Raw genomic sequence first — 25842 nt, forward strand, 5'->3', positions numbered from 1 at the left:
GCACCGTCCGCACGCTCAGGATTGACTGCGGCGTTCGAGCTTTGTTCAGCGCGTGACGCGTCCGCGCGCGTCAGGACGACGCGCGGACCGGCACTAAGGCGCCCGCCGGAAGCGGCGCAATGCTGACGATGCCGAGCAGCCGCGCGAGTTCGTTCGCCGGCTGCGCGAGCTCGCCGACCGTATGCTTGTCGAGTTCGGCGAGAAAGGCGTCGCGCGCCGCCGCGAGCACGCCGCGCAGGCGGCAGTTCGGCTGGATCACGCAGCGCGGACGGGTTGCATCTTCCTGATCCGCGAAGCAACCGACGAGCGCGAAATCACTCTCGGTCTTGCGCACGATGTCACCGATCGTGAGCTCGCGCGAGCGCGACGAAAGCCGCAGGCCGCCGTTGCGGCCGCGCACCGTCTCGACCCAGCCGAGCTCGCCGAGCTGCTGGACGATCTTCATCAAGTGATTCTTCGAGATGCCGTACGCATCCGAAATCTCCTGAATCGTCGAAAGGCCCGAAGGTCGAACGCAGAGATAAAGGAGAACGCGCAGCGAATAATCGGTGTAATCGGTGAGTCGCATGATTTCGCGCGAATAGAATTGGATGAAGGCACATCGGTGATTTGACGGACCGCGCGTCTCGTCAGAAACCCTCGCGCAAGAACGTCTCTTATCGTCGCTGTTGACGTGCTACCGGCGCAGCGAACCGAGACGCATAAGATACGGACGAACGTCCATGCGTTTCGGGCAACACTCGGGCAACATTCGGACAACTCACGGCACATGCATGCCGCCCGCGCACGGAAGCACCATTTTGCGTCATCTTGATATGCTTCGTCAGCAAAATATCTGATCTACTCTCTCTTTGTTTCGCAGATCGACGATGAACACCGAACACCCGGCCACCGACGCGCCACGTGAGCGCGAACCGAGCGAAGCCAACGTCCGCGCGTTGGTGGAAGCCTTTTATCGTCGCGTCGACGACGATCCCCTGCTCGGGCCGATCTTCTCGCGCGCGCTCACGGGACGTTGGGACGAGCATCTCGCCAAAATGACGACTTTCTGGTCGAGCCTCGTGCTCGGGTCGAAACAGTATCGGGGAAATGTCCAGGAAGCCCATCGTCCGATCGACGATATCGAGCCGCGCCACTTCGCGCGCTGGCTGTCGCTGTTTCTGAACACGGTCGAGTCGCGCTACGAACCGGCCGCCGCCGTGCAGTTCATGGAACCGGCGCTGCGCATCGCGCAGAGTCTGCAACTCAGCAAGTTCGGCTGGGATTATCAGATTCCCGTCGAGCAGCAGGAATTGCTCGCGGCGCTCAAGCGCCAGCGCACGGGCGGCGCCCCCGAGCCGCGCTTTCCCGAGCGTCCGGGCGCGGAGCCGTTTCCGGCGAAATTCATCGGCACGGGCGCCGACGAAAAGTAACGCCAATCAGGACGGATAGTCCTGCCAGCGCGCGAGCGCCGCATCGTCGGATTCGCGCGCGTCGACCCAGCGTTCGCCCGCTTCGGTCTTTTCCTTCTTCCAGAACGGCGCTTGCGTCTTGAGATAGTCCATCACGAAAGCGCACGATTCGAACGCCTCTGCGCGATGCACCGCCGTCGTTGCGACGAGCACGATCTGATCGAGCGGCTTCAGCTTGCCCACGCGATGCACGATGAGCACGTCCGAGCCGCGCCAGCGCTCGCGCGCCTGATCGGCGATCGCTTCGAGCGACTTCTCCGTCATGCCAGGGTAATGCTCGAGCTCCATGGTTTCGACGGCGCTGCCCTCGTTCAGATCGCGCACCGTCCCGACGAAACACGCGACCGCACCGACCTTCGGATTGTCGGCACGCAGCGCGGCGACTTCCGCGCTGATGTCGAAATCGGCTTCCTGCACGCGGACTTTGGAACGCGTCGACATGTCAGCCACCCGTGACCGGCGGAAAAAACGCAACCTCACAGCCCTCGGTGATGCGCTGCGACGGATTCGTCATCACGTGATTGCACGCCATGCGCAACGCCCGGCCTTCGGCGAGCGCCTCTTCCCACACGCCGCCGCGCAGGCGCAGCCAGGCGCGCACATCGCCGACATTCACCACCGTGTCCGGCACGCTGACCGTCTCGTTCGCGACGCCCAGCGCCTCGCGCACGCTCGCGAAAAACCTCAGTTCGACTTTCATATCAGTTCTGAAAATGGGATGAAGCGCACGATCTCGCCAGCGCTGATCGCATGATTCGGCGGATTGTCGATGAGACCGTCGCCCCAGACGGTCGATGTCAGCACGGCCGAGCTCTGGTTCTCGAAGAGATCGAGCCCGCCCGACGCGTTCACGCGCGCGCGCAGGAATTCGTTGCGACGGTCGCCTTTTTTCTGACTGAAGTCGGCGCGCATCGAGTAGACGCGCGGCGTGACCTTCTGCACGCCCGCAAGACGCAGCAGGAAGGGCCGCACGAACAGCAGGAACGTGCAGAAACTGGACACCGGATTGCCCGGCAAGCCGATGAAGAACGCCTCGCTGCCTTCATCGCCGCGCCGCACCGCGCCGAAGGCGAGCGGCTTGCCGGGTTTCATCGCGATCTGCCACATCGAAATGCGCCCTTCGGCCTCCACCGCCGGCTTCACGTGATCTTCCTCGCCGACCGACACGCCGCCGCACGTCAGGATCAGATCGTGATCGGTCGCCGCACGCCGCAGCGTCTCGCGGGTCGCGTCCAGCCGATCCGGCACGATGCCGAGATCGGTCACCTCGCAGCCGAACTTCGCAAGGAGCGCTCGCAGCGTGAAGCGGTTGGAGTTGTAGATCGCGCCGGGTTCGAGCGGCTCGCCGGGCATGCGCAGTTCGTCGCCGGTGAAGAAGATCGCGACACGCACGCGGCGCACGACATCGAGCTCTGCGCAACCGACCGACGCCGCCAGCCCGAGCGCCTGCGGCGTGAGGCGCGTGCCCGCGGGCAGGATCACCGAATCGCGCCTGATATCCGCGCCTTGCTGCGTGATCCACTCGCCCGCTGCGGGCGTCTGCGCGAACGCGATGCGCCCGTCATCCGCAACACGCGCCATTTCCTGCATGACGACGGCATCCGCGCCGGGCGGCACCGTCGCGCCGGTGAAGATGCGCGCGGCCGTGCCCGCCGCGAGCGGCTTCCCCGCGTGGCCCGCCGGAATGCGCTGGGACACCGGCAGTGCGACGGGCGCGCCTTCGTTCGCGCCGGCGAGATCGGCGGCGCGGACCGCGTAGCCGTCCATCGAGCTCGTATGCATGGGCGGGACGTCGAGCGGCGAGGTCACATCGGCGGCGAGCACGCGGTTGAGCGCGTCGAGCGTGCCGACGCGCTCGCGGCCGTCCACCTGACGCGCGGCGTCGAGCAAACGGCCGAGCGCATCGGCGGTGGCGAGCATCGGAGGACGGTTGGAAGCGGGTGGCGTGGTTGACATGGAGTTTGCTTCAGGCGCGCGAGGCGCCCCGATCGTGAAAAGGGACACGGCAATTCTGGTCAACTATTGTAGCGAGAAGGCAGGCATCGCACCTTCGGCTTCAGGGAAGCCAGTCATGCGACGCGACTGATGCCGCAAACCGTTTGAGTGCCTCAAAGCCGCCGCGGTGCGGTGATACACTCGCAGCACATCTCCCACGTCCATTTCCATGAAATTCTGTTCCGTCTGCGGCCACGAGGTCGGCCTCGCCATTCCGCCCGGCGACAACCGTGAGCGCTTCGTCTGCAACAACTGCGGCACGGTTCACTATCAAAATCCGCGTAACGTCGTAGGCACCGTCCCGGTGTGGGACGACAAGGTGCTGCTGTGCCGCCGCGCGATCGAGCCCCGCTACGGCTACTGGACCTTGCCCGCCGGCTTCATGGAAATGCAGGAGACGACGAGCGAAGGCGCCGCGCGCGAAACGCTCGAGGAAGCGGGCGCGCGCGTCGAGATCCAGAGCCTTTTCACCTTGCTCAACGTGCCGCACGTGCATCAGGTGCATCTCTTCTATCTGGCGCGGCTGCTCGATATCGAAGTCGATCCCGGCGAGGAAAGCCTGGAGGTGAAGCTCTTCGAGGAAAGCGAGATTCCGTGGGACGAGATCGCGTTTCCGACGGTCGGCCAGACGCTGCGCTTTTTCTTCGCCGACCGCGCCGCCGGCAATTTCACGCTGCACACGGGCGACATTTTCCGCACGCTGCGCGACGGCTGATCGCATCGCTCGCTGACATCACAGAACGCCACTCACCCGAGAACATGGTTCCCTGGCTCGCCGACGACGATCCTTTTCCGCCCGTCGAGCGCGCGCTCGGCGCGGCGAGCGGCGCGCCGGGCCTGCTCGCCGCAAGCGCGGACCTTTTGCCGTCACGGCTCATCGATGCCTACGGTCGCGGCATTTTCCCGTGGTATTCGGACGGCCAGCCCGTGCTGTGGTGGAGCCCCGACCCTCGCATGGTGCTCTTTCCGGCCGAGTTCAAGGTATCTGATTCGCTGCGCAAGACCTTGAAGCGCGTCGTGCGCGATCCGGTCTGGGAAATCCGCGTCGACGACGATTTTTCCGCCGTGATGCGCGCCTGCGCCGACACGCCGCGCGACGGCCAGCGCGGCACCTGGATCACCACGGACATCGTGGATGCGTACACCACATTGCACCGCGCGGGTAGCGCGCACAGCATCGAAACGTGGCACGACGGCGTGCGCGTCGGCGGGCTTTACGGCGTGTCGTTCGGGCGCATGTTCTTCGGCGAATCGATGTTTGCGCACAAGACCGATGCGTCGAAAATCGCGCTTGCGGCGCTCGTCGGACACTTGCGCCGCAATCAAATTGAGATGATAGACTGCCAGCAGAACACGTCGCATCTGGCGTCGCTGGGCGGCCGTGAGATCGCACGCCGCGCATTCGTGGCGCATCTCCGGCGGGCCACGGCGGAACCGGCGATCGGCTGGCGCTTCGACAAATCCGTCCTTCTCGACGTGCTGGCACGCTGAACGCTGCGCGCGACGCCCCGAGCGACACACGAAATGCAGCCGCCGCGCGCGCCCGGAAAGTGGAATCTACGCGCCGGTCGGCAACGACGAGACGACGCCTGCGAGAGCCGCCAACGTGACACATCCGAACGAGCTACCGCTGTCACCGCTTTCCGCGCTGCAATTCTATGCAACAGCGCCCTACCCTTGCAGTTATCTGGAAGGGCGCGTCGCGCGCTCGCAGGTCGCGACGCCGAGCCATCTGATCAACTCCGACGTCTACACCGAACTCGTCAAGGCCGGTTTCCGGCGTTCAGGCGTCTTCACCTATCGCCCGTATTGCGACGGCTGCCGCGCCTGCGTGCCGGTGCGCGTGCCGGTCGCGCGTTTCGTGCCGAACCGCTCGCAGCGGCGCGTGTGGAAGCAGCACGGCAATCTGGTGGCGAGCGTCGCGCCGCTGCACTACGACGAAGAACACTACGCGCTCTACATGCGTTATCAGTCGGCGCGGCATGCGGGCGGCGGCATGGATCGCGACAGCCGCGACCAGTACGAGCAGTTCCTGCTGCAGAGCCGGATCAATTCGCGTCTCGTCGAGTTCCGCGAACCCGCCGATCCTGCGCACGCGGACACGCCCGGCGTCCTGCGCATGATCAGCATGATCGACATCCTCGGCGACGGGTTGTCATCGGTGTACACGTTCTTCGAGCCGGACATGCCGAAGACGAGCTACGGCACGTTCAACATCCTCTGGCAGATCGAGCAGGCGAAGAGCCTCGACCTGCCGCACGTCTATCTCGGCTACTGGATTCGCGAAAGCGAGAAAATGGCCTACAAGGCGAATTTCCGGCCGCTGGAAGGTCTGATCGACGGACGCTGGACGCTCCTCGATCCCGCCAGCACGCAATCCGCCGGCACGCTGCCGATGCCCGGGCGCATCCACGGTCCGAGCCAGCCGAAATAGCCGCCGGAGCAACCCGCAGAGTGCGACCGGCCCGCCGTCCAAAGCCGCTAAAATAGCGGTCTTAAAAAAATCCGCCGTCGCCGGCTTTCATTTCGTGTTCAGTTCCCTCTACCCGATCGCGCGTTCGCATCTCTTCAAGATGGACGCGGAAGATGCTCATCACCTGACGCTGCGCATGCTCGGCGCCGCCGGCCGCACCGGGCTCGCCGGCATGCTCGCGAGACGCGGCCCCGATTCGCCCCGCACTGTCATGGGCATCACGTTCCGCAACCCGGTCGGCCTGGCTGCGGGCCTGGACAAGGACGGCGCGTGCATCGACGGGCTCGCCGCGCTCGGCTTCGGCTTCATCGAAGTGGGCACCGTGACGCCGCGCGCGCAGCCGGGCAATCCGCGTCCGCGCATCTTCCGGCTGCCGGAGGCGGACGCGCTCATCAACCGGATGGGCTTCAACAACCGCGGCGTCGATCAGTTCGTCGCCAACGTGAAGGCGGCGCACTATCGCGGCGTGCTGGGCCTCAACATCGGCAAGAACGCCGATACGCCGATCGAGCGCGCCGCCGAGGACTACCTTTACTGCCTCGAGCGCGTCTATCCGTTCGCGAGCTATGTGACGATCAACATTTCGTCGCCGAACACGAAGAATCTGCGGCAGCTGCAAGGCGCGGGCGAGCTCGATTCGCTGCTGGGCGCACTGAAGGAGAAGCAGGCGCGTCTTTCCGACCTGCACGGCAAGCTCGTGCCGCTCGCGCTCAAGATCGCGCCCGACCTCGACGACGAGCAGATCAGGTCGATCGCGGGCACACTGCTCGCTCACAAGATCGACGGCGTGATCGCCACGAACACGACGCTCTCGCGCACCGCTGTGACCGGCATGAAGCACGGCGACGAAGCGGGCGGCCTGTCGGGGCGGCCAGTCTTCGACGCATCCAACGAGGTGATCCGCAAGCTGCGCGCGGAAGTCGGCACGGAGGTGCCGATCATCGGCGTGGGCGGGATTTTCTCGGGCGAGGACGCGCGCGCGAAGCTCGCGGCGGGCGCGTCGCTCGTGCAGCTTTACACGGGGCTGATTTATCGCGGTCCGGCGCTTGTCCGCGAATGCGTCGACGCGCTCGCGTGAACGAGCCGATCCCGCATATAGACATGAGCAAACGGTATTACGCGGCGATTGCATTCTCACTATGATCGCCGCATCCGAAAAAAACGCTGTGCCCATCAAGAGGAAAACAACACAATGAAACTGTCCACGCTCAAGAAACTCGTCGCTGCCAGCCTGATCGGCGCGGCATTCACCGCCGTCACCACCGCGGCACACGCCGACGACCTGCTCGATCAGGTCAAGCAGCGCGGCACGCTGCGCGTCGGCCTGGAAGGCACCTTCCCGCCGTTCAACTCGAAAGCGCCGAACGGCGAGCTGGTCGGCTTCGATGTCGATATCGCCAAAGCCGTCGCCGCCAAGCTCGGCGTGAAGCCCGAGTTCGTCACGACCGAATGGAGCGGCATCATCGCGGGCCTGCAGGCAGGCAAGTTCGATGTGATCGTGAACCAGGTCGGCATCACCGACGCGCGCAAGCAGACGCTCGACTTCTCGCCGGCGTACACGTATTCGAACGCGCAATTGATCCAGCGTTCGGACGACAAGCGCGAGTTCAAGACGCTCGAAGAACTGAAGGGCAAGAAGCTCGGCGTCGGACTCGGCACGAACTACATGGACATGGCGAAGTCGGTGCCGGGCATCGACGTGAAGACCTATCCGGGCGCGCCCGAGTATCTGCGTGACCTCGCCGCCGGCCGTCTCGACGCGGCGCTCAACGACCGCCTGATGCTCGCGTATCTGCTGAAGAATTCGCAGTTGCCGCTGCGCACGGGCGCGAATGTCGGCGCGGGCAATCCGTCGGGCATTCCGTTCAAGAAGGGCAATCCGAAGTTCGCGAAGGCAATCGACGACGCGATGAACCAGCTCGAAGCGGACGGCACGTTCACGAAGATTTCGGACAAGTGGTTCGGCATCGACGTGACGAAGCCCGCGAAGTAAGTCTGCGCTTCTGGCGCTTCAGGGCGGCATCGTTCGACGGTGCCGCCCTTCGCTTTTTCCTCGCCGGTTATGATGTGCCGAATTTTCTGACTCGCCACGCCGGTTCTTTCACGTTCCCCCGTCCATGTCCACGACATCCCTGCTCGTTCAATCGGCGCCCGTGCTGGCGCAAGGTGCGCTGCTGACAATCAAGTTCGCGCTCTACTCGATGTTCTTCGGCCTCATCGCGGCCGTCGTGCTGGCGTTGATGGGCATCAGCCAGAATCGCGCGCTCGTCGCGATCGGTCGCTGCTATGTGAGCGTGATGCGCGGCACGCCGCTGCTCGTGCAGATTTTCGTCATCTACTATGGCCTGCCGAGCCTCGGCATCTCGCTCGAGCCCACACCCGCGGGCGTGATCGCGCTGTCGGCGAACGTCGCCGCGTATCTGTCGGAAAGCATGCGCGGCGCGATCCTCGGCATCCACACCGGACAGTGGCTCGCGGCCTATAGCCTCGGGTTGTCGCGCACGCAGACGCTGCGCTACGTGATCGGGCCGCAGGCGCTGCGCATCGCGGTGCCGAGCTTGTCGAACAGTCTCATCAGTCTGATCAAGGACACGTCGCTCGTCTCGGTCATCACCGTGACCGAGCTGTTGCGAAGCGCGCAGGAAGTGATCGCGGCGACCTATCAGCCGCTGCCGCTCTATCTCGCGGCGGCGTTCGTCTACTGGATTCTGTGCAGCGTGCTCGAATTCGTGCAGCGGATTTTCGAACGGCGTCTCGCGCTGCCGGGACGACACTGAGCGACATCGACGAAAAAGAGCCGCTGAAAAGCGGCTTTTTCGTATCAGTCGGTCTCGAAGGGAAAGCGCAGCTTCAGATCGCGCCGCGCGGCGTCGATGATCGCGATCATGCGCATCGACATCGCGTGCGGCATCACCGGGCTTTCCGTTTCGCCCGCGCGCAGCAGCTCGCAAAAATGCGCGGTTTCGTAGTTGAGGCCGCCGCCCGTGAAAGGCTCGTCGAGTTCGATCTTGCGTCCGTCGGTGTACGCAATCGTCGCGCGCGCCGGATTCCACCAGTTTTCGTGAATCGTCACCGTGCCGAGGGTGCCGCCGATGAGCGCATCGCCGCGGCCTTGCAGATCGAGGCCGCAGAACAATTGCGCGATGCCGCGTTCGTGGCGCACGTTCAGGCTCGCGAACACGTCGACGCCGGAGGCGCCGAGGCGGCCGATAGTCTGCACGTCGAGCGCCTCGCCGAGCCAGTCGACCGCAAGAAACGCCTCGTAGATACCGATGTCGAGCAGCGCGCCGCCGCCCGCTTCGAGCGAGAACGACGGATGATCGAGCGGCACGTGCGCGATCGAGCAACCCGCGCGCACGAGCCCGATTTCGCCGATGGAATCGTGCTCCAGATGCGCGCGCAGGCGGCGATACAGCGGATAAAACGGCGGCTTCATCGCTTCCATGAAGAGCAGCTTCGCCGCGCGCGCCGCGTCGATCATGCGCTGCAGATCGCGCGCGCTCACGGCGGCGGGCTTTTCGCACAGCACGGGTTTGCCCGCCGCGAAGGCGCGCAACGCGTATTCCGGGTGACTGTCCTGCAAGGTCGCGATGTAGAGCGCGTCGACATGGTCGAGCATCGCGTCGAATTCGTCGAACGCGCGTGCATCGAATGCGTCGGCCAATGCGCGCGCCGGTTCCGCGCGGCGCGACCAGACGGCCGCGAGGCGCGCGCCATCGACATGCGCGAGGCTTTCGGCGAAGCGCCGCGCGATGCGTCCCGCGCCGACGATGCCCCAGCGTATCGTTGCTGCGTTGATGTTCGTGTCGGTCAATCCTGCCTCCATGCGCCATGTTCGTCGTGCGACGCATTGTGCCTGATTGCATCGCATGTCGAATTCGCACGGCGCGCAGACGGCAAAAAGCCGGGACATGTCCCGGCTCCATGCTTGCGGCCCGATGGTCTCCTACGTCGCGCTATTTGAGGACGTCACACTCCCGCGGACGCATTCACATTCGGCGAGGCGGGCTGACTGTTCACCCGCTCCAGCGAGAACGCGCGGCCCACTTCTTCCGCGGCCAGATCGACGAGCGCGCGCGTCGCGGATTCGGCGGCGGCGGAATCCTTCGCCTCGATCGCCTCGACGACGCTCTTCTGCGCCGCGAGCGTCGCCTCACGCACGGACTCGATGCCGTCCACGATAGGATTGACCGTCACCAGCGCGCCGCGCACGATCGCCGTCATCTGGCGAAAGAACTGGTTGCCGCTCGCCGCGACGATGCGCGTGTGCAGCACCTCGTCGGCCGCCTGATACTCCGGCTCGCCGACCTGCAGGCGCGAGAGCGTGTCGAACGCGTCGCGGATGCCGGCGATCTCGTCCGGCGTCGCCCGTGCGGCGGCCAGCGCTGCCGCGCGCGGCTCGATCAGCATTCGGAATTCGATTACATCGCGCAAAAATGTCTGATCGGGCTTGGCGCGAAATCTCCAGCTCACCACGTCCTCGTCGATGAGACGCCAGTCGCTCATCGGACGAATACGTGTGCCCGTTTTCGGCCGCACGTCCAGCATGTGCCGCGCGAGCAGCATCGAGAGCGCCTCGCGCATGACGGTGCGGCTCACGTCGAACTCCTTCGAGAGGATGTCCTGCGGTGGCAGTATCGCGCCATATTTTTGCTCGACGATGCCGGAGACCAGTCCGTCCATGACCTTCGCCACCAGCGATCGCTCTTTGTTGTCATCCATCTCGCTTCTCCCCTTCTCGCCTGTTCCGTAGCCGTATGTATGAGCGCATCGCTTTCGCTTTCCCCGGGCTGCGAAAGGCACGACGAGTTCCCGACAGGCCCATTCGTCGTGCTAGATACGTTGCGTCTTCGTTGCTTCGAATGCCAGTTGGGAAACACCTGACAGGGTAATCCCTCTGACGTCGATATTTCGTCGATTCTTACCGCTTCGCGTGTATCCGCTGCACTCGCGCCGCGCGCGCGCAGGCATTCATCAGGGAAACTGAAGAATGGCGGCGTCGCAGCGCGGCGGGTGCGTTTTTCGGTCCCTTATGTCCTCGGACCGATCATGCACTCATTTGAGCAAGCATCTCGTAGGCGTTCTGTGCGAACGCGAACGGAAGGCCGCTGGCATGGGCCTTTTGTATGATCGGACGGTTTGAACGAAAGCACCGTGGCGCGGTGCGAGCGCGGCGATTCGTCAGCCCTATGCTTAAATCGCGCCATCCGTTGCTCGAGGCCTTCGCGCATCGAGCGCGAGCCGCTGGCGCTGCATCGCTTCGCGTTCCGTGAGCGTGTGCTGATAGACCGCCATGTAGTCGCTGCTTACTCTCTCGACCGAGAGCGGCTGCAGGTTTTGCCGCGCACGCGCCGCGAACTGGCCGCGCGCCTGCCCGTCGAGCAGGAGCCAGCGCAGTTTCGCCGCCGCCTGTTCGATATCGCCTGCGGGCACGAGCACGCCTGCCGCACCGTCGTCGAGCATTTCGGGAATGCCGCCCACGCGTGTCGCGACGATCGCGCAGCCCGCCTCGCGCGCCTCGGCGATCACGAGCGGCCCCGGATCCTGACGCGACAGGAGCGCGAAAATATCCGCGCTCGCGAAATAGGGCCGCGGATCGGCGACAAAGCCGGCGAAGTGCGTGATCTCCGCGATGCCGAGCTCTGCCGCGAGTGCTTCCATCGATGCTCGCTCGGGGCCATCGCCGACGAGATACAGATGCGGCTCGGCCATGAACTCCCGCTCGCTCTCCGACTGCTCGCGCACGAGCGCGAACGCTTGCAGCAGATCCGCGATGCCTTTCCTGCGATACATGCCCGCCACGCAGACGATGTTCGGATGCCTAAGGCGCAGCGGCTTCGCGGCGGGCCGGCACACGAGGCGCGGCGCGCCCACGGCGCCGTTGAGCACGATCGACATGCGCCCGGGATCGATGCCGCGCGCCTCCAGATCCAGCGCGAGCGCGCGGCTCACGGCGACCATGCGATCGCCCGCGCGCACGAGCGATGCGCTTTTCTGCAGTTCATGATGAACCGTCGTCACGAGCGCGAAACGGCGCCGCATGCTGGAAAAACGCGAGATGAGCGCACCGGTCATCATGTGCGCATGCACGATGTCGGGATCGAAACGATCGATGAGACGATTGAAGCCCGCGATCATTGACGGCACGCGCCAGGGCTGCCGCGATTGCTGCAGCGGAATATGCAGGATGCCGTGACGGCGCAGGAGCGGCTCGAACCCGCCGCCGGACGACGCGATCACGACATCCTGACCCATGCTCGCCTGCATGCAGGCGAGATCGACCATCATGTTGACGGTGCCGTTGCCGATCGTCTGCGCGTGATTGGCGAGATGGACTATTCGCATGAGATAGGCTGTTTTTGCGCTCGCCGGCGCTGGCCGGCTGCGTCGATCTTATTGTTTCGAGGACACGCTTGGTTATTGCGCCGCTATTTCGTCGCTATTGCGCCTTCCTTGCCTCGATGCCCGGATGGTCTACGCCTTCAATGCCGCCGACTCGTGCGTTCCTTTGCGTCGCTCGTGGCGCTTACAGCAACTCGTACGTGGTGGCGCGCTCGCTCGGCGCGAACCGCGCCTTGCCCGTGCCGGACGTCTCGCGCGGCTGACGGCTCTTTCTCGTCAGACCGATGTAGGGCATGCCATGCTCGAGGAACGGGCCTTCGGTCTTGCGAAAGCCGAACGCCTCATAGAAGCCTCGCAGACTCACGGGCGCGCTCAGGCGCACGCCGCGGCCGGGCCAGCGCTCGGCGGCCACCGCCAGCACGCGTTCGATCAGAGCGTGCGCGGTGCCATCGCCACGACGCAGCGGGCTCGTCAAGATCTTGTCCACCACGACCTCCGGATCTTCCGCATCGCCTTCGTGAATGCGTGCATAGGCGAGCACGGGCATCGAGCGGCTCATGTCTTCGGCGGCGAATACATGCGTACCGGTTTCGTCGCGGCCATCCGGATCGAGATGGACATGCGACTGTTCGACGACGAACACCGCACTGCGCGCGCGCAAAATCAAATAAAGCTCACGCGCAGTGAGTTGTTCGAAATCCAGGGTTTTCCAGTTCATCGATTATCTCCATGCTTTACCGGCAATTACCGGCGTTACGACGATTGAACGTTACGTGCCGGCCCGCCCGGAATCAGTGCGCCATCGCACCGACCCACGCCTCGCGCGCCTTTCAAATAAGCTCGACCACACGCAAAAAGGCGTCCCGGGGAAAAAGACGCCTGCCCGACGATCGACACGACCACGCAACAGCCCTTCGATGCGGGCTGCCGCGCGCGTTCGCATGGCGTCGATAGCGCTCGCGTAATACGGCACCTTCATGGGAAAATCACAATGCATACCGCCATCGAACGCGACAGAGACGCACAACGAAAAGGACACTCGCTCGGACGCGCACGCGGTATCGAACGCCGGCCCTGCCGGCCCGAGGTCACGGCATGAGCGCGTTCCATACGAGCGGTGTGACGGATTCAGGCGCGAGTCGTTCCCGCGTCGTATCGCTCGATCCTTTACGCATGCGTGCGCGGCGCCATCATGCGCATGCGCTGCATCGCGGCGAGCGCATCTGGCGCGAGGCCGTCGCGCCCGTCAATCTGTGGATTGAAATCCTGCACGGCAACGGGCTCGAACCGCGCGCCGCGCTGGCCTTCACCGTTGCTCAGGACTTCGAAGCCGATCAGTTCACGCTCGGCAAGCTGCCGCTGGACGACATCGAAACGCTCTATGGCCTGCAAGTTCAGGAGCTTTCCGTGTTCGATTCGCTCGAAGAGCGCGCACTCGTGCAGACGCGCCGCGCGAACATCGTGCTCGTCGAAGTGGATGCGTTCTTTTTGCCCGACATGCGCACGGCGTCGTATCACCGCGAACATGCGAAAACGACCATCGGCATCGATGTGATCGATCCCGACGCGCGGCGTCTCGGCTACTTTCATCACACGGGTTATCACCTGCTCGACGGTGACGATTACGACGGCGTACTGCGTTCTCAGGCGACGCCGCAGCCCGCACTCTTTCCGCACGTCGAATTCGTCAAGCGGGTACGGGAACCGGTGTCCGGCACGCCGCTCGCCGAGGCCTCCGCCGACGCGCTGTGCGCGCATCTGTTACGGCGTCCGATGCACAACCCCATCGCGCGCTGGCGCGCTGCCTTTCCCGAGCATGTCGATACGATGATCGCGCGCGGCGAATCGTACGCGCGCCTTTACGCGTTCAATGTGATGAGACCGCTTGGGGCCAACTTCGAATTGCTCGCGCATTACCTGCAATGGATGCGCGAACAAGGCTTCGACATTCCCGTTCAGACGCACGCGGGCGCACGAAAGATCGCAAGCGAAACGATGGTCATGCAGTGCCGGCTCGCGCGTGCGCTTTCGCGCGGACGTCACGAGCTTTGCGAGGCATCGTTCGACGCCATCGAGGACGCGTACGAACGCGTTATTCCTCCGCTCGCGAATATCGTGTGTTGACCGAATGCGGGCGCAATCGCATTACGCGCCGATTTGTATAAGCAAACGCTTGTCGCTTAAACATATTCGAACCGCTAATTCAAGGGGTTTTTCACTCGCTTACCTGAATTGTGAAGTCGGTTCGTGACTTCGTTATGTCTTCACTGCAATTCGGGCGATGGGTTTTTTGCATGCTTAAATCGGTGCCGCATGAAATTGTCCGCAATGAAACATTTCCGGGCACCGCGCCTCGCATGGTCCAGATGTATCTCAAAGTATCGATCCGACGAAATGCGCGCAAACGTTTGACGAAGAAACGCCGTCGCTTGTGGCGCCTGACAGGTTAGCGCAAGCCCTGTGTGAGCCATTCCGCGTGCGGTTGAGCGCTCGGTGCACGCGCACATGCGAGTCCCCGCGTACCGATTTTTCACTTCGTGCAAGCGACGCATCCTTTCCGCTTCATGAAGCGCCTCGCGGCAGACTTTTCCGATCGCCCGCGATACCCCGTCTGGCAAGGCTCCGGGGGCAATCGAGCGCTGGCGAAAATGACGGGCGTTAGCAAGCCCGCTAGGGCGATGGAACATGGATGAATCATTTTCCATTGTCCCTACGAAAGAAGGTGTGCTGTCGAGGGGATGTCGACCTGTGAGGCCTGTCGCACGGTGATTGCAAAACTCTGAACCGCCAAACGGGGGGATTGCGCTGATGAAACGTATCGGTGCCCGCGCGCATTCCTAAGACCACCGATGTTCAAGACTGAAACAAAAACGCCGCGCTGCGCTGCAATACAAAAACCGCCTTATTTATGAGGCCCCGCCAGCATTGCGATTGCGCGCATTGGCACAGTCCTCGCTAATAGAGTCGCGCAACCCGAAAAAACGCGAAACAACAAATTCAATCCACGCGTGAACGGGCGGCTACGGGGCTGGCGAGATGCTTCATCGACGGGTTCGCTACGAGACCACAGTCGAAAACGATCACGCCAGTAAATAAAAACTGAAGCGCAACGCGCGAAGTTACGAGAGAGAACAAATCATGCTGACCCTCCAGTCCGACCTGCACGGCAACCATCTGCTTGGCGCACTTCCGGCCCACGAATGGCAGGCGCTCACGCCGCATCTCGAACTCGTGCAACTGCGCACCGAGCAACTGCTGTGCGACTCAGGCCAACGTATTCACCACGTTTATTTCCCGACGACGGCGATCATCTCGCTGCTGCATACGATGGAAGACGGCGGCTCGGTCGAGATCGCCGCGGTGGGCCGCGAAGGCATGACGGGCGTGCCCGTGCTGACGGGGGGCGAAACGATGCCGACGCGCGTGCAGGTGCAGTGCCCGGGCTTCGCCTATCGCATGAGCGCGCAGGCCCTGCGCGAACAGTTCGGCCGCTCGGACTTCCTGCGCCGCCTGATGCTGCTCTATATGCAAGCGCTTCTCACGCAGGTCGCGCAGACGGCCGCGTGCAACCGGCATCACTCGTTGAACAAGCAACTTTGCCGCTGGCTGCTGATCGAAATCGATCGCACCGCGTCCAACGAGCTGCAAGTCACGCAGCAACTGATCGCCGACATGCTCGGCGTGCGCCGCGAAGGCGTAACCGAAGCGGCCGGCAAGCTTCACGACGCGGGTCTCATTCATCACAGCCGCGGCTGCATCAAGGTCGTGGATCGCGAGGGACTCGAAGCCCGCGCCTGCGAGTGCTATGGGCTCGTCAAGCGAGAGTTCGACCGACTGCTCCCGCGTCTTCGTGCAACCGAGGCGGCCTCTGCCTCCAGTGTTTAACGGCTTGGATTAATGCAAGAAAAAAATCACGACTTGTTTTCATGGCTGGCACGTTGTCTTGATGTCTGTCTCATCATCGCGGGCGGATTGATCGCGCATGACGTACGCTTTTCCTCGCTCGATTTCAGCGATATCGAAAGGCTTCTGATCGCGTTCAACTCCGCACTCGCTCTTCTGCTTTTCCCGGCTTTCGGCGTGTACGAGACCTGGCGCGGCAAGCCGTTCGCCATGATGCTGGCGCGCGTCACGCTGGCGTGGATGGCGGTGGTCGCCGCGGGCCTTCTGCTCGCGTTCACGCTGCATCGCATGGATACCGTGTCGCGGCTGTGGTTCGCGTATTCCACGCTCATATCCGGCGCGCTCATCATCGCGGCGAAACTGCTGGCGTATTCAGCCTTGCGCCTGATGCGCGGGCGCGGCCTGAACCAGCGCACCGTGGCGATCGTCGGCGCGCAAGGCTTCTCGCGCACCTTGCTCGCGCATCTGTGCAGCACGCCCGAGCAGGGCTTCACGCCCGTGTGCGTGCTGGACACGACCGGGGACGCGGAACTGCATGCGACCGGCGCAGGCGGCGTGAACGCCCCGACGACGGCAATCGGCATGGGAGGCAATCGTTTGCCCGTGCTGAACGACTTCGACGATCTCGTGGACAAAGTGCGCGCCGAAGGCATCGACGAAGTGTGGCTCGCGCTGCCCCTGTCGCAGGAGCACACGATCTACCGGTTCGTGCACGCGCTGCGGCACGACTTCGTGAATCTGCGGCTGATTCCGGACACGCGCAGCATCTCGCTCTTCAATCATTCGATGACGGATGTCGCCGGACTCGCGACCATCGACCTGACGGCGTCGCCCGTCAATTCGTTGCAGATGTGGCCGAAGATGCTCTTCGACCGCCTCTTCGCGGCGACGGCGCTCCTCGCGCTGTCCCCTCTGCTGATCGCGATCGCGATCGCCGTGAAGACGACGTCGAAGGGTCCGGTGTTCTTCACGCAACATCGCAAGGGCGCGGACGGACGGCCGTTTCGCATCTACAAATTCCGCTCGATGGGCGTGCATCGGGAGCACAAGGGTCACGTGACGCAGGCGACGCGCAACGATCCGCGTGTGACGAAGGTCGGCGCGATTCTGCGGCGCACGAGTCTCGACGAGCTGCCGCAGTTCCTGAATGTGCTGTTCGGGCACATGTCGGTCGTCGGTCCGCGCCCGCACGCGCTCGAGCACGACGATCTCTACAAGGACCTCGTCTACGGCTACATGTTCCGCTACCGCATCAAGCCTGGCATCACGGGCTGGGCGCAAGTGAACGGCTATCGCGGCGCGACGGAAAAAGTGGAGCAGATGCAGAGCCGCGTGAAGTTCGACCTCTTCTACATCCAGAACTGGTCGTTCTGGTTCGACATCAAGATCGTCGCGATGACGATGTTCAAGGGATTCATCGGACGCAACGCGTACTGATCGATTCAGCAGCAGAAAGCGCGGCACGCCCACGTCGGGCGGCCGCGCGTTTTGTCTTTACTTGTAGTCGATGCGCTCGACGCCCGTTTCGGTGCCGAGCAGACAGATGTCCGCGCCGCGCGCGGCGAACAGCCCGACCGTGACGACGCCGGGCCACGCATTGATCCGTGCTTCGAGCGCGCGCGGATCGGTGATCGACAGGCCCTTCACGTCGATGATTTCGTTGCCGTTGTCGGTGATGAACGGCGAGCCGTCCTTCGTCACACGCACGATCGGCACGCCGCCGAGCGCCGCGAGCTTGCGGCCGATCGCGGTGCGGGCCATCGGCACGACTTCCACGGGCAGCGGGAACGTGCCCATCACCGGCACGCGCTTGCTCGAATCGGCGATGCACACGAACACGTCCGCCACAGACGCGACGATTTTCTCGCGTGTGAGCGCGCCGCCGCCGCCCTTGATCATCGCGCCGCTCGCGTCGATTTCATCGGCGCCGTCGACGTAGATCGAGAGCGTCTCGATGTCGTTCAGATCGAACACCTTGAAGCCGTGCGATTCCAGTCGCGCAGTCGTCGCGAGCGAACTCGACACCGCGCCGCGATAACGCGCCTTCGACTTCGCGATGGCGTCGATGAAACAGTTGGCCGTCGATCCGGTGCCGACGCCGATGATCGCGCCTTCCGGCACGTTCGCGTTTACGTAGTCGGCTGCGGCCTGGCCGACGAGTTGCTTGAGTTCGTCTTGAGTCATGGGAGCGGTGCTGCTTATCGGTGAAAAACGGAATTTTATCGGAGCGCGCGAGGCGCATCCTCCGATCATGCCATCGCGCGCAGGAAGCCGAGCGGATCGTGCGAGCGCGCGACCGATGCGATGAACGCGAACACGATAATCGCCAGAACGCCATACACGGCGCGCGCGCCCTTCGTGCGACCGCGCTTGAGCGCAAACGTGCCGAGCACGACATAGACGACGAGGCCCGCGATTTTTGCGCCGAGCCACGCGGCGTTCGCGGAGAAGCCGATGATCGCGACCAGCGCGATGGCGCTTGCGAGCAACAGCGTGTCGACGATGTGCGGGAGGATTTTCGTCGCGCGCGTCGTGAGGAGCCGCGAATTCGTCAGCATCCAGATCCAGCGCAGCACGAAACCGGCGATGGACACGCCCGCGAAGATCATGTGGAGCGCGCGCAGCGGCAGAAAATAGTCGCTCATCGGGCTTCCTTTTAGTTGGAGAAGTACTTGTCGAGCAAGGCTTGGGCGATGGCGTCGCTTTCCGCGTCCGCATTGCCCGCGTAGTCCGACGGACGGAAGTGCATCTGGAAGGCGCTGAAAACGCGGCGTGTCTTCTCGTCAAGCACGCCGTCGGTCGCGATGTCGTAACCGTAGCGCTTCAGCTTTTCCTGCAGCGCGCGCACGTCGCTCGGCGCTTTGGGATCGCGTCCGGCGAGATGTGCGGCCACGGTTGCGTCGTCGGGCCATGCGCCCACGCCGGCATCGTATAGCGCTCGCCACGGAAAAAGCGGGCCCGGGTCGATCTTGCGTTGGGGTGCGATATCGCTATGGCCGACGACGCGCGTCGGCGGGATCCGGCAGCGCGCGACGATATCGCGCGAGAGTTTGATGAGCGCGTCGATCTGCGCGGGCGGATACGGCTGCCACTTGCGGTCGCCGCCTTGTTCACCGATAGGCCCGAGGTTCACATTCTCGATGCCGATCGAGGACGCGTTCAGTTCCGTCGCGCCTTGCCAGGAACTCACGCCGGCGTGCCAGGCGCGCTTGTCTTCGGGCACCAGCTGATAGACGACAGGCTCGCCCTTTTCGATGCGGGGGGCGTCGGGGACCACGTAATGCACGCTGACCTGATCGCCCGTGAGCACCGCGAGCGATCGTGTCTCGTCGATCTCCGTGTAGTGCATCACGAGGAAACGGACGCGGGAGTCGGCGTTTTTGGCGTGATACCGGGTGTCGGCGATGTAGGTGCCGCGGTCGATCTGGGTGGTGGTGCAGGCGGTGAGGATGCACATCGATATCGATGCGGCTAAGCCGAGCGCTTTTCTTATGCCTATCACGATTGCCTTTCCCGAATCGATCGCACGTGCATCCAGTGAATCTGCAGCGCTTCGCGACTTGGTCGTTGCTGAGGATGCTTCGGCAAACGAAGCAAACGTCCTTCGAGCGAGGCGTATTCGCTTTCTCGCAGCGCTCGAGCGATCGACACTTCGTGAGTCAACGGATCGATCGCGATCAACGCGCGGTCGTAGAGTGTGTGCAAGTCGGCGCGCAGCAAGAGTCCGTTTCGGACGTCGTTGGTTTCCGGGCCCATGTAGCCGCAGATGTGAGCGGCTTCGAGAACCTGTGGGACATCGCAGCCCGTTAGCGCGCAACGCTGTTCATAGGCATTGAGCAAGGCCTTGCGGAACGCGGGCTGCCCTTGACGCATGACGATGGCGGAGAGTGTCTTTTTGCGGGCATCTTCGATACTCGAGGGATTGAAAGCTCCGCTTGCTTCGACTTGCGCCCCCGCCTCGGTTTCGGCCTTGATTTCGGCCTGCGCGGGCCTCTCGGCTTCGCGCCGCAACGTGAAACTCGTGGGCATCGAGCCTTGGTGCGAGACGTATTCGAAGGAACCTTCGTACTTGAATCCAGCGCCCGGGTACTCGTACTTTCTCGTGCGATAAAACAGCAGAAGCTCGAGGCCACGAAGCCGATGTTCGACGATCAACGAGTCTGAACGTCCAGCGTTCTGCCCTTGCCAGTGCAGGACGTCGCCTTCGAGCTTATCGACATACTGAACACGGTCCGGCGTTTTCGTCTCGGTGACGAACAGCAGAACCGAATCGAAACCCGCTGGGCGGAACACGCCCGTATTGATCGTCGCGTCCTGGGTATCGAGAACACCCTTCAACTGCTCGCGCGTGTACACGCTTTTTGCGGCGAGCAGATCACTAAGTCGATTTAACGCCATGACTGATGTTCGAAGCTTCGAATTGCCGATGTGACTAGTGGACGCCGGCCGTTACTTCTTCACCTGCCTCTGCCTCACCGCCTCGAACAAGCAAACCCCGCTCGCCACCGACACATTCAAACTCTCGACCGTCCCCGCCATCGGGATATTCATGACCTCGTCGCACGTCTCGCGCGTGAGCCTGCGCATACCCTCGCCTTCCGCGCCGACGACGATCGCCACGGGTCCGTCCAGCTTCGTCTCATAGAGCGAAGCCGTCGCCTCGCCCGCCGTTCCGATCACCCACACGCCCGCGTCCTTGAGCTCGCGCAGGGCGCGCGCCAGATTCGTCACGGTGATGTACGGCACGCTCTCGGCCGCCCCACTCGCCACCTTTGCCGCCGTCGCGTTCAACCCGGCGGAGCGGTCGCGCGGCGCGATCACCGCATGCGCGCCGGCCGCATCCGCGACGCGCAGGCACGCGCCGAGGTTATGCGGATCGGTGACGCCGTCGAGCACCAGCAGCAACGGCGTGCCCGAGATGCCGTCGAGCAGTTCCGCCAGGTTCTGCGCGAGCGGAAGATCGTTCGCGCGCGCGACGATGCCCTGATGCTGGATGTTGCCCGCGAGCCCCCACAGGCGCGATTCGTCCGCCGCGATCAGCCGCACGCCCGCTTCCTTCGCGGTCCGCAGAAAGTCCTGCATGCGCCGGTCCTTGCGTGTGGGGTCGTACAGCACCTCCTCGATCGAGGATGCGTCCGCGCGCAAACGTGCGGTCACTGCGTGAAATCCGTATAGAACCTTGAGACGTGACATGACTGATTCGAACCTTCGGTGAAAACTTGAAAAGCACGACGCGGTCCGAAGCACGAAGCATCGGACCGCGCGTATTCGATGGCGACAGTATTGCGCCCCGCCCTAACGCTTCTTGCGCGCCGGCCGCCCCTGCGGCGCCGACTTCGACGCCGCACCGCGTTTCTTCGCCGCGCCAGCGCGCGGGTTTGTTGAAATCGGCGCACCCTTTTTCGTGCCGCCACGGGCGCGCGTGCCCGGCAGGTCGTCGTCGCCGAACGGGCGGATACGCGGTCCCGCCCCGCCATTGCCGACGTTCGCGGTCTCGCCCGCTACCACCGGCGGACGCGGCGCCGGCGGCTTCACCGGCGTATCGCGGACGAGCCGGAAATCGATCTTGCGCGCATCGAGATCGACGCGGCCCACCTGCACACGCACGCGATCCGACATCCGGTAGCGGATGCCCGTGCGCTCGCCGCGCAGTTCGTTCTTGATCTCGTCGTACTGGAAATAATCCGAGCCGAGTTCGGTCACGTGCACGAGACCTTCGATGAAAAGGGAATCCAGCTGCACGAAGATGCCGAACGACGTCACGCCGTTCACCATGCCGCCGTATTCCTCGCCGAGCTTGTCGCGCATGAAGTAGCACTTGAGCCACGCCTCGACATCGCGCGAGGCTTCATCGGCGCGGCGTTCGTTCGACGAGCAATGCAGACCGAGCTCCTCCCAGATCGCGACGCTGTTGCGCGCGCGGCCTCGCGCGGTGTCGTCGGCTTTCTGCATCTCGCGCGCCGCTTTGGTGAGGCCGGTGCTCAGCGATACATCGTGACCGATGTCCGGCAGATACTTCTTGCCCTGCAAGATCGCGTAGATCGCGCGATGTGTGAGCAGGTCAGGATAGCGTCGAATCGGGCTCGTGAAGTGCGCGTACGCCTCATACGCGAGTCCGAAATGGCCGATATTGTCCGGGCTGTACACGGCTTGCTGCATCGAGCGCAATACCATCGATTGCAGCATCTGGGCATCGGGCCGGTCGCGGATCTGCGCGATCAGCGCGGCGTAATCGCTCGCGTGGGGCTTCGCACCGCCGGTCAGCGTGAGGCCGACGCCGCGCAGGAACGTGCGCAGATTCTCCAGCTTCTCTTCCGTCGGCCCGGCATGCACGCGATACAAACCCGGATGCTTGTTGCGCTTCAGGAAGTCGGCCGCGCAGACGTTCGCGGCCAGCATGCATTCCTCGATCAGCCGATGCGCGTCGTTGCGATGACGCGGCACGATCTGCTCGATCTTGCCCTGCGAGTTCACGACGATGTAGGTCTCGGTCGTATCGAAATCGATCGCGCCGCGTTTCTGGCGCGCGGCATGCAGCGACTTGTACACGCCGTAGAGATCCTGCAACTGCGGCAGGATATCGGCGCGCTTCGCCGCTTCCGGACCCTTCGTATTGGTGAGTACGGCCGCGACTTCGGTGTACGTAAGACGCGCCGCCGAATGCATCACGCCCGGATAGAACTGATACGCCTTGATTTCGCCGCGCGCCGTGATGACCATATCGCACACGAGCACGCAGCGGTCGACATTCGGATTTAGCGAACACAGTCCGTTCGACAGCTTTTCCGGCAGCATCGGAATCACGCGGCGCGGGAAGTACACCGACGTGCTGCGATCGAGCGCATCGACGTCGAGCGGCTCGCCGGGCCGCACATAATGCGACACGTCCGCGATCGCGACCAGCAGGCGGAATCCCTGACCGCGCCCGACCGCCACCGGCTCGCAATAGACGGCGTCGTCGAAGTCGCGCGCGTCCTCGCCATCGATGGTGACGAGCGGCACGTCGCGCAGATCGACGCGATGGCGGATATCCACCGGGCGCACTTCGTCGGGCAGCTTGGCGGCCGAGCTCAGCGCGGCGTCGCTGAACTCATGCGGCACGCCGTATTTGCGCACCGCGATCTCGATCTCCATGCCGGGATCGTCGATATCGCCGATCACTTCGGCCACGCGCCCGAGCGGCTGCGAGTGACGGCTCGGGAAATCCGTCAGATCGACGGACACCACTTGTCCGACCTTCGCCTTCTTCGGATTTTGCGTGATGAGGATGTCGTGACCGATGCGCTTGTCTTCCGGCACCAGAATGAGCGCGCCGTTCTCGTTGACGAGGCGTCCGATGATGCGCTTGTTCGCGCGATCGGTCACCTCGACGATATGCCCTTCCGGCCGCCCGCGCCGGTCATATCCGACGATGCGCGCGAGCACGCGGTCGTTGTGCATGACCTTCTGCATTTCGCCGTTGGGCAAGAACAGATCGTCCTGACCGTCGTCGCGGATCAGGAAGCCGAAGCCGTCGCGATGTCCCTGTACGCGGCCCGCCACAAAATTCGACGGATGCGTGAGTTGATAGTGGCCGCGCTTGTCGAGGCGGATTTGCCCGTCGCGTTCCATTGCCGCCAGTCGCTTGAAAAATCCTTCGCGCTCCTGGCGCTTGATCGACAGTGCCTCGGCAATGTCGTTCGCGGCATGCGGTGTCTCGCTCGTGCGCAGCACGCCGAGAATTTCTTCGCGGCTCGGAATCGGATACGGATATTTGCTCAAGGGCGTAGTCGTGATTTTTCTCGTTGGACGGGACTTTTGCGGTGCTTTGCAACCAATAATGCGGTCATCGTTGCGGGTCATTCTAACACCCGTCTTTTCAGCCTCACGGGGCTGGCAAGCCGATACGGCGAGCCCGGCGCGTCGTTACGCGCATTGCTACGAAACGCTTGACAGGCACATTGGGGTCGCTATAATGGCGTTCTTTGCTGGACGCAAAGCAAATTTGCAGCACACGCACCCTTGCCCAGGTGGCGGAATTGGTAGACGCACTAGGTTCAGGTCCTAGCGGTGGCAACACCGTGGAGGTTCGAGTCCTCTCTTGGGCACCAAGGTCCCTCTTTCGCGATACGCTGATTCAAGCGCATCGCACGCAAAAGCCCCACGCATCGTCGTGGGGCTTTTTGTTTCCCGCCTTCATTTTCTATTCGATTTTCTTTCGTTTCTGATTCGGCTCTTTCCATACCGAATTGAAACTGAATCGAATCCGTATTCTCCGATTCATATCGCTCACGCGCGAACGCGGATTCGCCCGCTCGCTTAAGCAATCGATTAATCGACGGCGTACACTCGCACGGACGAAACCCCGCAACGCCCGGTCCACGCGCCTGCGGCCGTTTCGCTAATTGCTAAAACCGCACAAGCAACCCTCGCCAATCGATTATCGAATCGGAGAAACTGGCAATGAGCTGGACGCGCGAACAAAGAAACGTGACGATTGCCGCCTATTTGGGCTGGACCCTCGACGCATTCGATTTCTTTCTGATGGTCTTCGTATTGAAGGATATTGCCGCGGAATTCAATACGAAGATCCCGGACGTCGCCTTCGCGATCACGCTCACGCTGGCGATGCGCCCGCTGGGCGCCCTGCTCTTCGGCCGGCTCGCGGACAAATTCGGCCGCCGCCCTACGCTGATGATCAACATCGCGTGCTACTCGCTGCTCGAGTTGCTTTCCGGCCTCTCCCCGAATCTCACGACGCTGCTCATCCTGCGCGCACTCTTCGGCATCGCGATGGGCGGTGAGTGGGGCGTCGGATCGGCACTGACGATGGAAACCGTGCCGACCGCCGCACGCGGCGTCGTTTCGGGGCTTTTGCAGGCGGGCTATCCGAGCGGCTATTTGCTTGCGTCGATCGCTTTCGGCGTGGTGTACCCGTTCGTCGGGTGGCGCGGGATGTTCTTCATCGGCGTCGCGCCTGCCCTGCTCGTGATGTACGTGCGTGCGCACGTGCCTGAATCGCCGGCGTGGCGTGCGATGGAAAAGCGCCCGCGCCCCGGCCTCATCGCCACGCTCAAGCGAAACTGGACGCTCTCGCTCTACGCAATCGTGCTGATGACCGCGTTCAATTTCTTCTCGCACGGCACGCAGGATCTTTATCCGACCTTCCTGCGCGAGCAGCATCATTTCGATCCGCATACCGTGTCGCTCATTACGATCACGCTGAATGTCGGGGCGATCGTCGGCGGGCTGTTTTTCGGGGCGCTGTCTGAGAAGATCGGCCGGCGAGTGACGATTTTCATCGCCGCGTTGATCGCGTTGCCGGTGCTGTCTCTGTGGGCATTCTCGACGACGCCTCTCATGCTCGCGATCGGCGCGTTCCTCATGCAGATCTCGGTGCAAGGCGCGTGGGGCGTGATTCCGGTCCATTTGAACGAAATCTCGCCCGATGAGATTCGCGCGACCTTCCCGGGACTCGTGTACCAGCTCGGCAACTTGCTCGCGGCGGTGAACGCGACGATGCAGGCGTCGCTCGCCGCATCGCACGGCAACAACTACGGCATGGCGATGGCGATCGTCGCGGGCGTCGTCGCCGTGGTGATCGCGGGGCTGATTTTCTTCAGCCACGAGCGCAGAGGCATCGATATGACGCGCTCCGCGCGCGAAGCAGGCGCCACGGGATAGCCGTGCCCAACGGAG

At 63.4% G+C, this 25842-nt stretch carries 25 protein-coding genes and 1 tRNA gene; 12 read left to right on the top strand and 14 right to left on the bottom strand.

The annotated features are described in order from the left end of the window. Positions 1–70 precede the first annotated feature (70 nt). Positions 71–568, bottom strand: a complete 498-nt coding sequence (locus NCR38_RS07595) for an Rrf2 family transcriptional regulator (protein ID WP_250476719.1) — start codon at positions 566–568, stop codon at positions 71–73. Between the two features lie 301 nt (positions 569–869). Between NCR38_RS07595 and NCR38_RS07600 the strand changes: the two genes are divergently transcribed. Then, on the top strand, positions 870–1412 hold the full coding sequence (locus NCR38_RS07600; protein WP_250476720.1) for a group III truncated hemoglobin: 543 nt from the start codon (positions 870–872) through the stop codon (positions 1410–1412). A 6-nt stretch (positions 1413–1418) separates the two neighbouring features. On the opposite strand, the gene moaE is transcribed toward NCR38_RS07600, so the two are convergent. Genes moaE through glp form a run of 3 tightly spaced genes read right to left on the bottom strand, consistent with a single transcriptional unit; the run spans position 1419 to position 3371 of the window. Further along, positions 1419–1892: a molybdopterin synthase catalytic subunit MoaE gene (gene moaE, locus NCR38_RS07605; RefSeq protein WP_061120377.1), complete on the bottom strand. Its 474-nt coding sequence runs from the start codon at positions 1890–1892 to the stop codon at positions 1419–1421. A gap of 1 nt (position 1893) precedes the next feature. Further along, positions 1894–2151, bottom strand: coding sequence for a molybdopterin converting factor subunit 1 (gene moaD, locus NCR38_RS07610; RefSeq protein ID WP_061120378.1), 258 nt, complete (start codon positions 2149–2151; stop codon positions 1894–1896). Then, the gene (gene glp, locus NCR38_RS07615; RefSeq protein ID WP_409219272.1) at positions 2148–3371 is read right to left on the bottom strand and encodes a gephyrin-like molybdotransferase Glp; all 1224 of its coding nucleotides are present in this window, start codon (positions 3369–3371) and stop codon (positions 2148–2150) included. Before glp ends, moaD begins: the two co-directional genes overlap by 4 nt. A 244-nt stretch (positions 3372–3615) precedes the next feature. On the opposite strand from glp, the gene NCR38_RS07620 reads away from it, so the two are divergent. The 6 genes from NCR38_RS07620 to NCR38_RS07645 all read left to right on the top strand — a co-directional run bounded on the left by NCR38_RS07620 (position 3616) and on the right by NCR38_RS07645 (position 8696). Continuing rightward, positions 3616–4161, top strand: coding sequence for an NUDIX hydrolase (locus tag NCR38_RS07620; RefSeq protein ID WP_035501055.1), 546 nt, complete (start codon positions 3616–3618; stop codon positions 4159–4161). A gap of 44 nt (positions 4162–4205) precedes the next feature. Continuing rightward, positions 4206–4937 (top strand): leucyl/phenylalanyl-tRNA--protein transferase, encoded by a 732-nt coding sequence (gene aat, locus NCR38_RS07625; protein WP_061120380.1) that lies wholly within the window; start codon positions 4206–4208, stop codon positions 4935–4937. 115 nt (positions 4938–5052) lie between these two features. Then, positions 5053–5880, top strand: coding sequence for an arginyltransferase (locus NCR38_RS07630; protein WP_061120381.1), 828 nt, complete (start codon positions 5053–5055; stop codon positions 5878–5880). 94 nt (positions 5881–5974) lie between these two features. Then, positions 5975–6997 carry a quinone-dependent dihydroorotate dehydrogenase gene (locus NCR38_RS07635; RefSeq protein WP_061120382.1) on the top strand — a complete coding sequence of 341 codons (1023 nt, stop codon included), beginning with the start codon at positions 5975–5977 and terminating at the stop codon, positions 6995–6997. Positions 6998–7111: 114 nt separating this feature from the next. Then, on the top strand, positions 7112–7912 hold the full coding sequence (locus NCR38_RS07640; protein ID WP_061120383.1) for a cystine ABC transporter substrate-binding protein: 801 nt from the start codon (positions 7112–7114) through the stop codon (positions 7910–7912). A gap of 124 nt (positions 7913–8036) precedes the next feature. Next, positions 8037–8696: an amino acid ABC transporter permease gene (locus tag NCR38_RS07645; protein WP_061120384.1), complete on the top strand. Its 660-nt coding sequence runs from the start codon at positions 8037–8039 to the stop codon at positions 8694–8696. Between the two features lie 44 nt (positions 8697–8740). Here the strand turns inward: NCR38_RS07645 and NCR38_RS07650 are convergent, their stop codons facing one another. The 4 genes from NCR38_RS07650 to NCR38_RS07665 form a co-directional block, all read right to left on the bottom strand. Next, positions 8741–9745, bottom strand: a complete 1005-nt coding sequence (locus NCR38_RS07650; protein ID WP_061120385.1) for a Gfo/Idh/MocA family protein — start codon at positions 9743–9745, stop codon at positions 8741–8743. Positions 9746–9888: 143 nt separating this feature from the next. After that, complete coding sequence (locus NCR38_RS07655) at positions 9889–10641, bottom strand: FadR/GntR family transcriptional regulator (RefSeq protein WP_061120386.1); 753 nt, start codon at positions 10639–10641, stop codon at positions 9889–9891. A 471-nt stretch (positions 10642–11112) separates the two neighbouring features. Beyond that, on the bottom strand, positions 11113–12264 hold the full coding sequence (locus NCR38_RS07660) for a glycosyltransferase family 4 protein (RefSeq protein WP_250476721.1): 1152 nt from the start codon (positions 12262–12264) through the stop codon (positions 11113–11115). A 181-nt stretch (positions 12265–12445) separates the two neighbouring features. Then, a complete protein-coding gene (locus NCR38_RS07665; protein ID WP_061120388.1) occupies positions 12446–12979 on the bottom strand; it encodes a GNAT family N-acetyltransferase in 534 nt (177 codons plus the stop codon). Positions 12980–13356: 377 nt separating this feature from the next. Between NCR38_RS07665 and NCR38_RS07670 the strand changes: the two genes are divergently transcribed. The 3 genes from NCR38_RS07670 to NCR38_RS07680 all read left to right on the top strand — a co-directional run bounded on the left by NCR38_RS07670 (position 13357) and on the right by NCR38_RS07680 (position 17601). Then, positions 13357–14385 carry a DUF1839 family protein gene (locus NCR38_RS07670; RefSeq protein ID WP_250476722.1) on the top strand — a complete coding sequence of 343 codons (1029 nt, stop codon included), beginning with the start codon at positions 13357–13359 and terminating at the stop codon, positions 14383–14385. A gap of 1014 nt (positions 14386–15399) precedes the next feature. Beyond that, positions 15400–16146: a Crp/Fnr family transcriptional regulator gene (locus NCR38_RS07675; protein ID WP_014191659.1), complete on the top strand. Its 747-nt coding sequence runs from the start codon at positions 15400–15402 to the stop codon at positions 16144–16146. A gap of 33 nt (positions 16147–16179) precedes the next feature. Then, complete coding sequence (locus NCR38_RS07680; RefSeq protein WP_061120402.1) at positions 16180–17601, top strand: undecaprenyl-phosphate glucose phosphotransferase; 1422 nt, start codon at positions 16180–16182, stop codon at positions 17599–17601. A 57-nt stretch (positions 17602–17658) separates the two neighbouring features. Here NCR38_RS07680 and rpiA read toward each other — a convergent pair whose 3' ends face one another. The 6 genes from rpiA to rnr form a co-directional block, all read right to left on the bottom strand. Continuing rightward, on the bottom strand, positions 17659–18348 hold the full coding sequence (gene rpiA / locus NCR38_RS07685) for a ribose-5-phosphate isomerase RpiA (RefSeq protein WP_250476723.1): 690 nt from the start codon (positions 18346–18348) through the stop codon (positions 17659–17661). A gap of 65 nt (positions 18349–18413) precedes the next feature. Then, on the bottom strand, positions 18414–18809 hold the full coding sequence (locus NCR38_RS07690; RefSeq protein ID WP_250476724.1) for a SirB2 family protein: 396 nt from the start codon (positions 18807–18809) through the stop codon (positions 18414–18416). A gap of 11 nt (positions 18810–18820) precedes the next feature. Then, the gene (locus tag NCR38_RS07695; protein ID WP_250476725.1) at positions 18821–19621 is read right to left on the bottom strand and encodes an N-acetylmuramoyl-L-alanine amidase; all 801 of its coding nucleotides are present in this window, start codon (positions 19619–19621) and stop codon (positions 18821–18823) included. Positions 19622–19662: 41 nt separating this feature from the next. Then, the gene (locus NCR38_RS07700; protein ID WP_250476726.1) at positions 19663–20562 is read right to left on the bottom strand and encodes an HNH endonuclease; all 900 of its coding nucleotides are present in this window, start codon (positions 20560–20562) and stop codon (positions 19663–19665) included. Between the two features lie 51 nt (positions 20563–20613). Beyond that, positions 20614–21357, bottom strand: coding sequence for a 23S rRNA (guanosine(2251)-2'-O)-methyltransferase RlmB (rlmB, locus tag NCR38_RS07705; protein WP_061120393.1), 744 nt, complete (start codon positions 21355–21357; stop codon positions 20614–20616). A 102-nt stretch (positions 21358–21459) separates the two neighbouring features. Beyond that, the gene (gene rnr / locus NCR38_RS07710; protein WP_061120394.1) at positions 21460–23925 is read right to left on the bottom strand and encodes a ribonuclease R; all 2466 of its coding nucleotides are present in this window, start codon (positions 23923–23925) and stop codon (positions 21460–21462) included. 242 nt (positions 23926–24167) lie between these two features. On the opposite strand from rnr, the gene NCR38_RS07715 reads away from it, so the two are divergent. Continuing rightward, positions 24168–24254 (top strand) — tRNA-Leu (locus tag NCR38_RS07715). Between the two features lie 352 nt (positions 24255–24606). After that, the gene (locus NCR38_RS07720) at positions 24607–25827 is read left to right on the top strand and encodes an MFS transporter (protein ID WP_250476727.1); all 1221 of its coding nucleotides are present in this window, start codon (positions 24607–24609) and stop codon (positions 25825–25827) included. Positions 25828–25842 lie beyond the last annotated feature (15 nt).

It is taken from the genome of Caballeronia sp. INML1 (assembly GCF_023631085.1).
Classification (GTDB): Bacteria; Pseudomonadota; Gammaproteobacteria; order Burkholderiales; family Burkholderiaceae; genus Caballeronia; species Caballeronia turbans.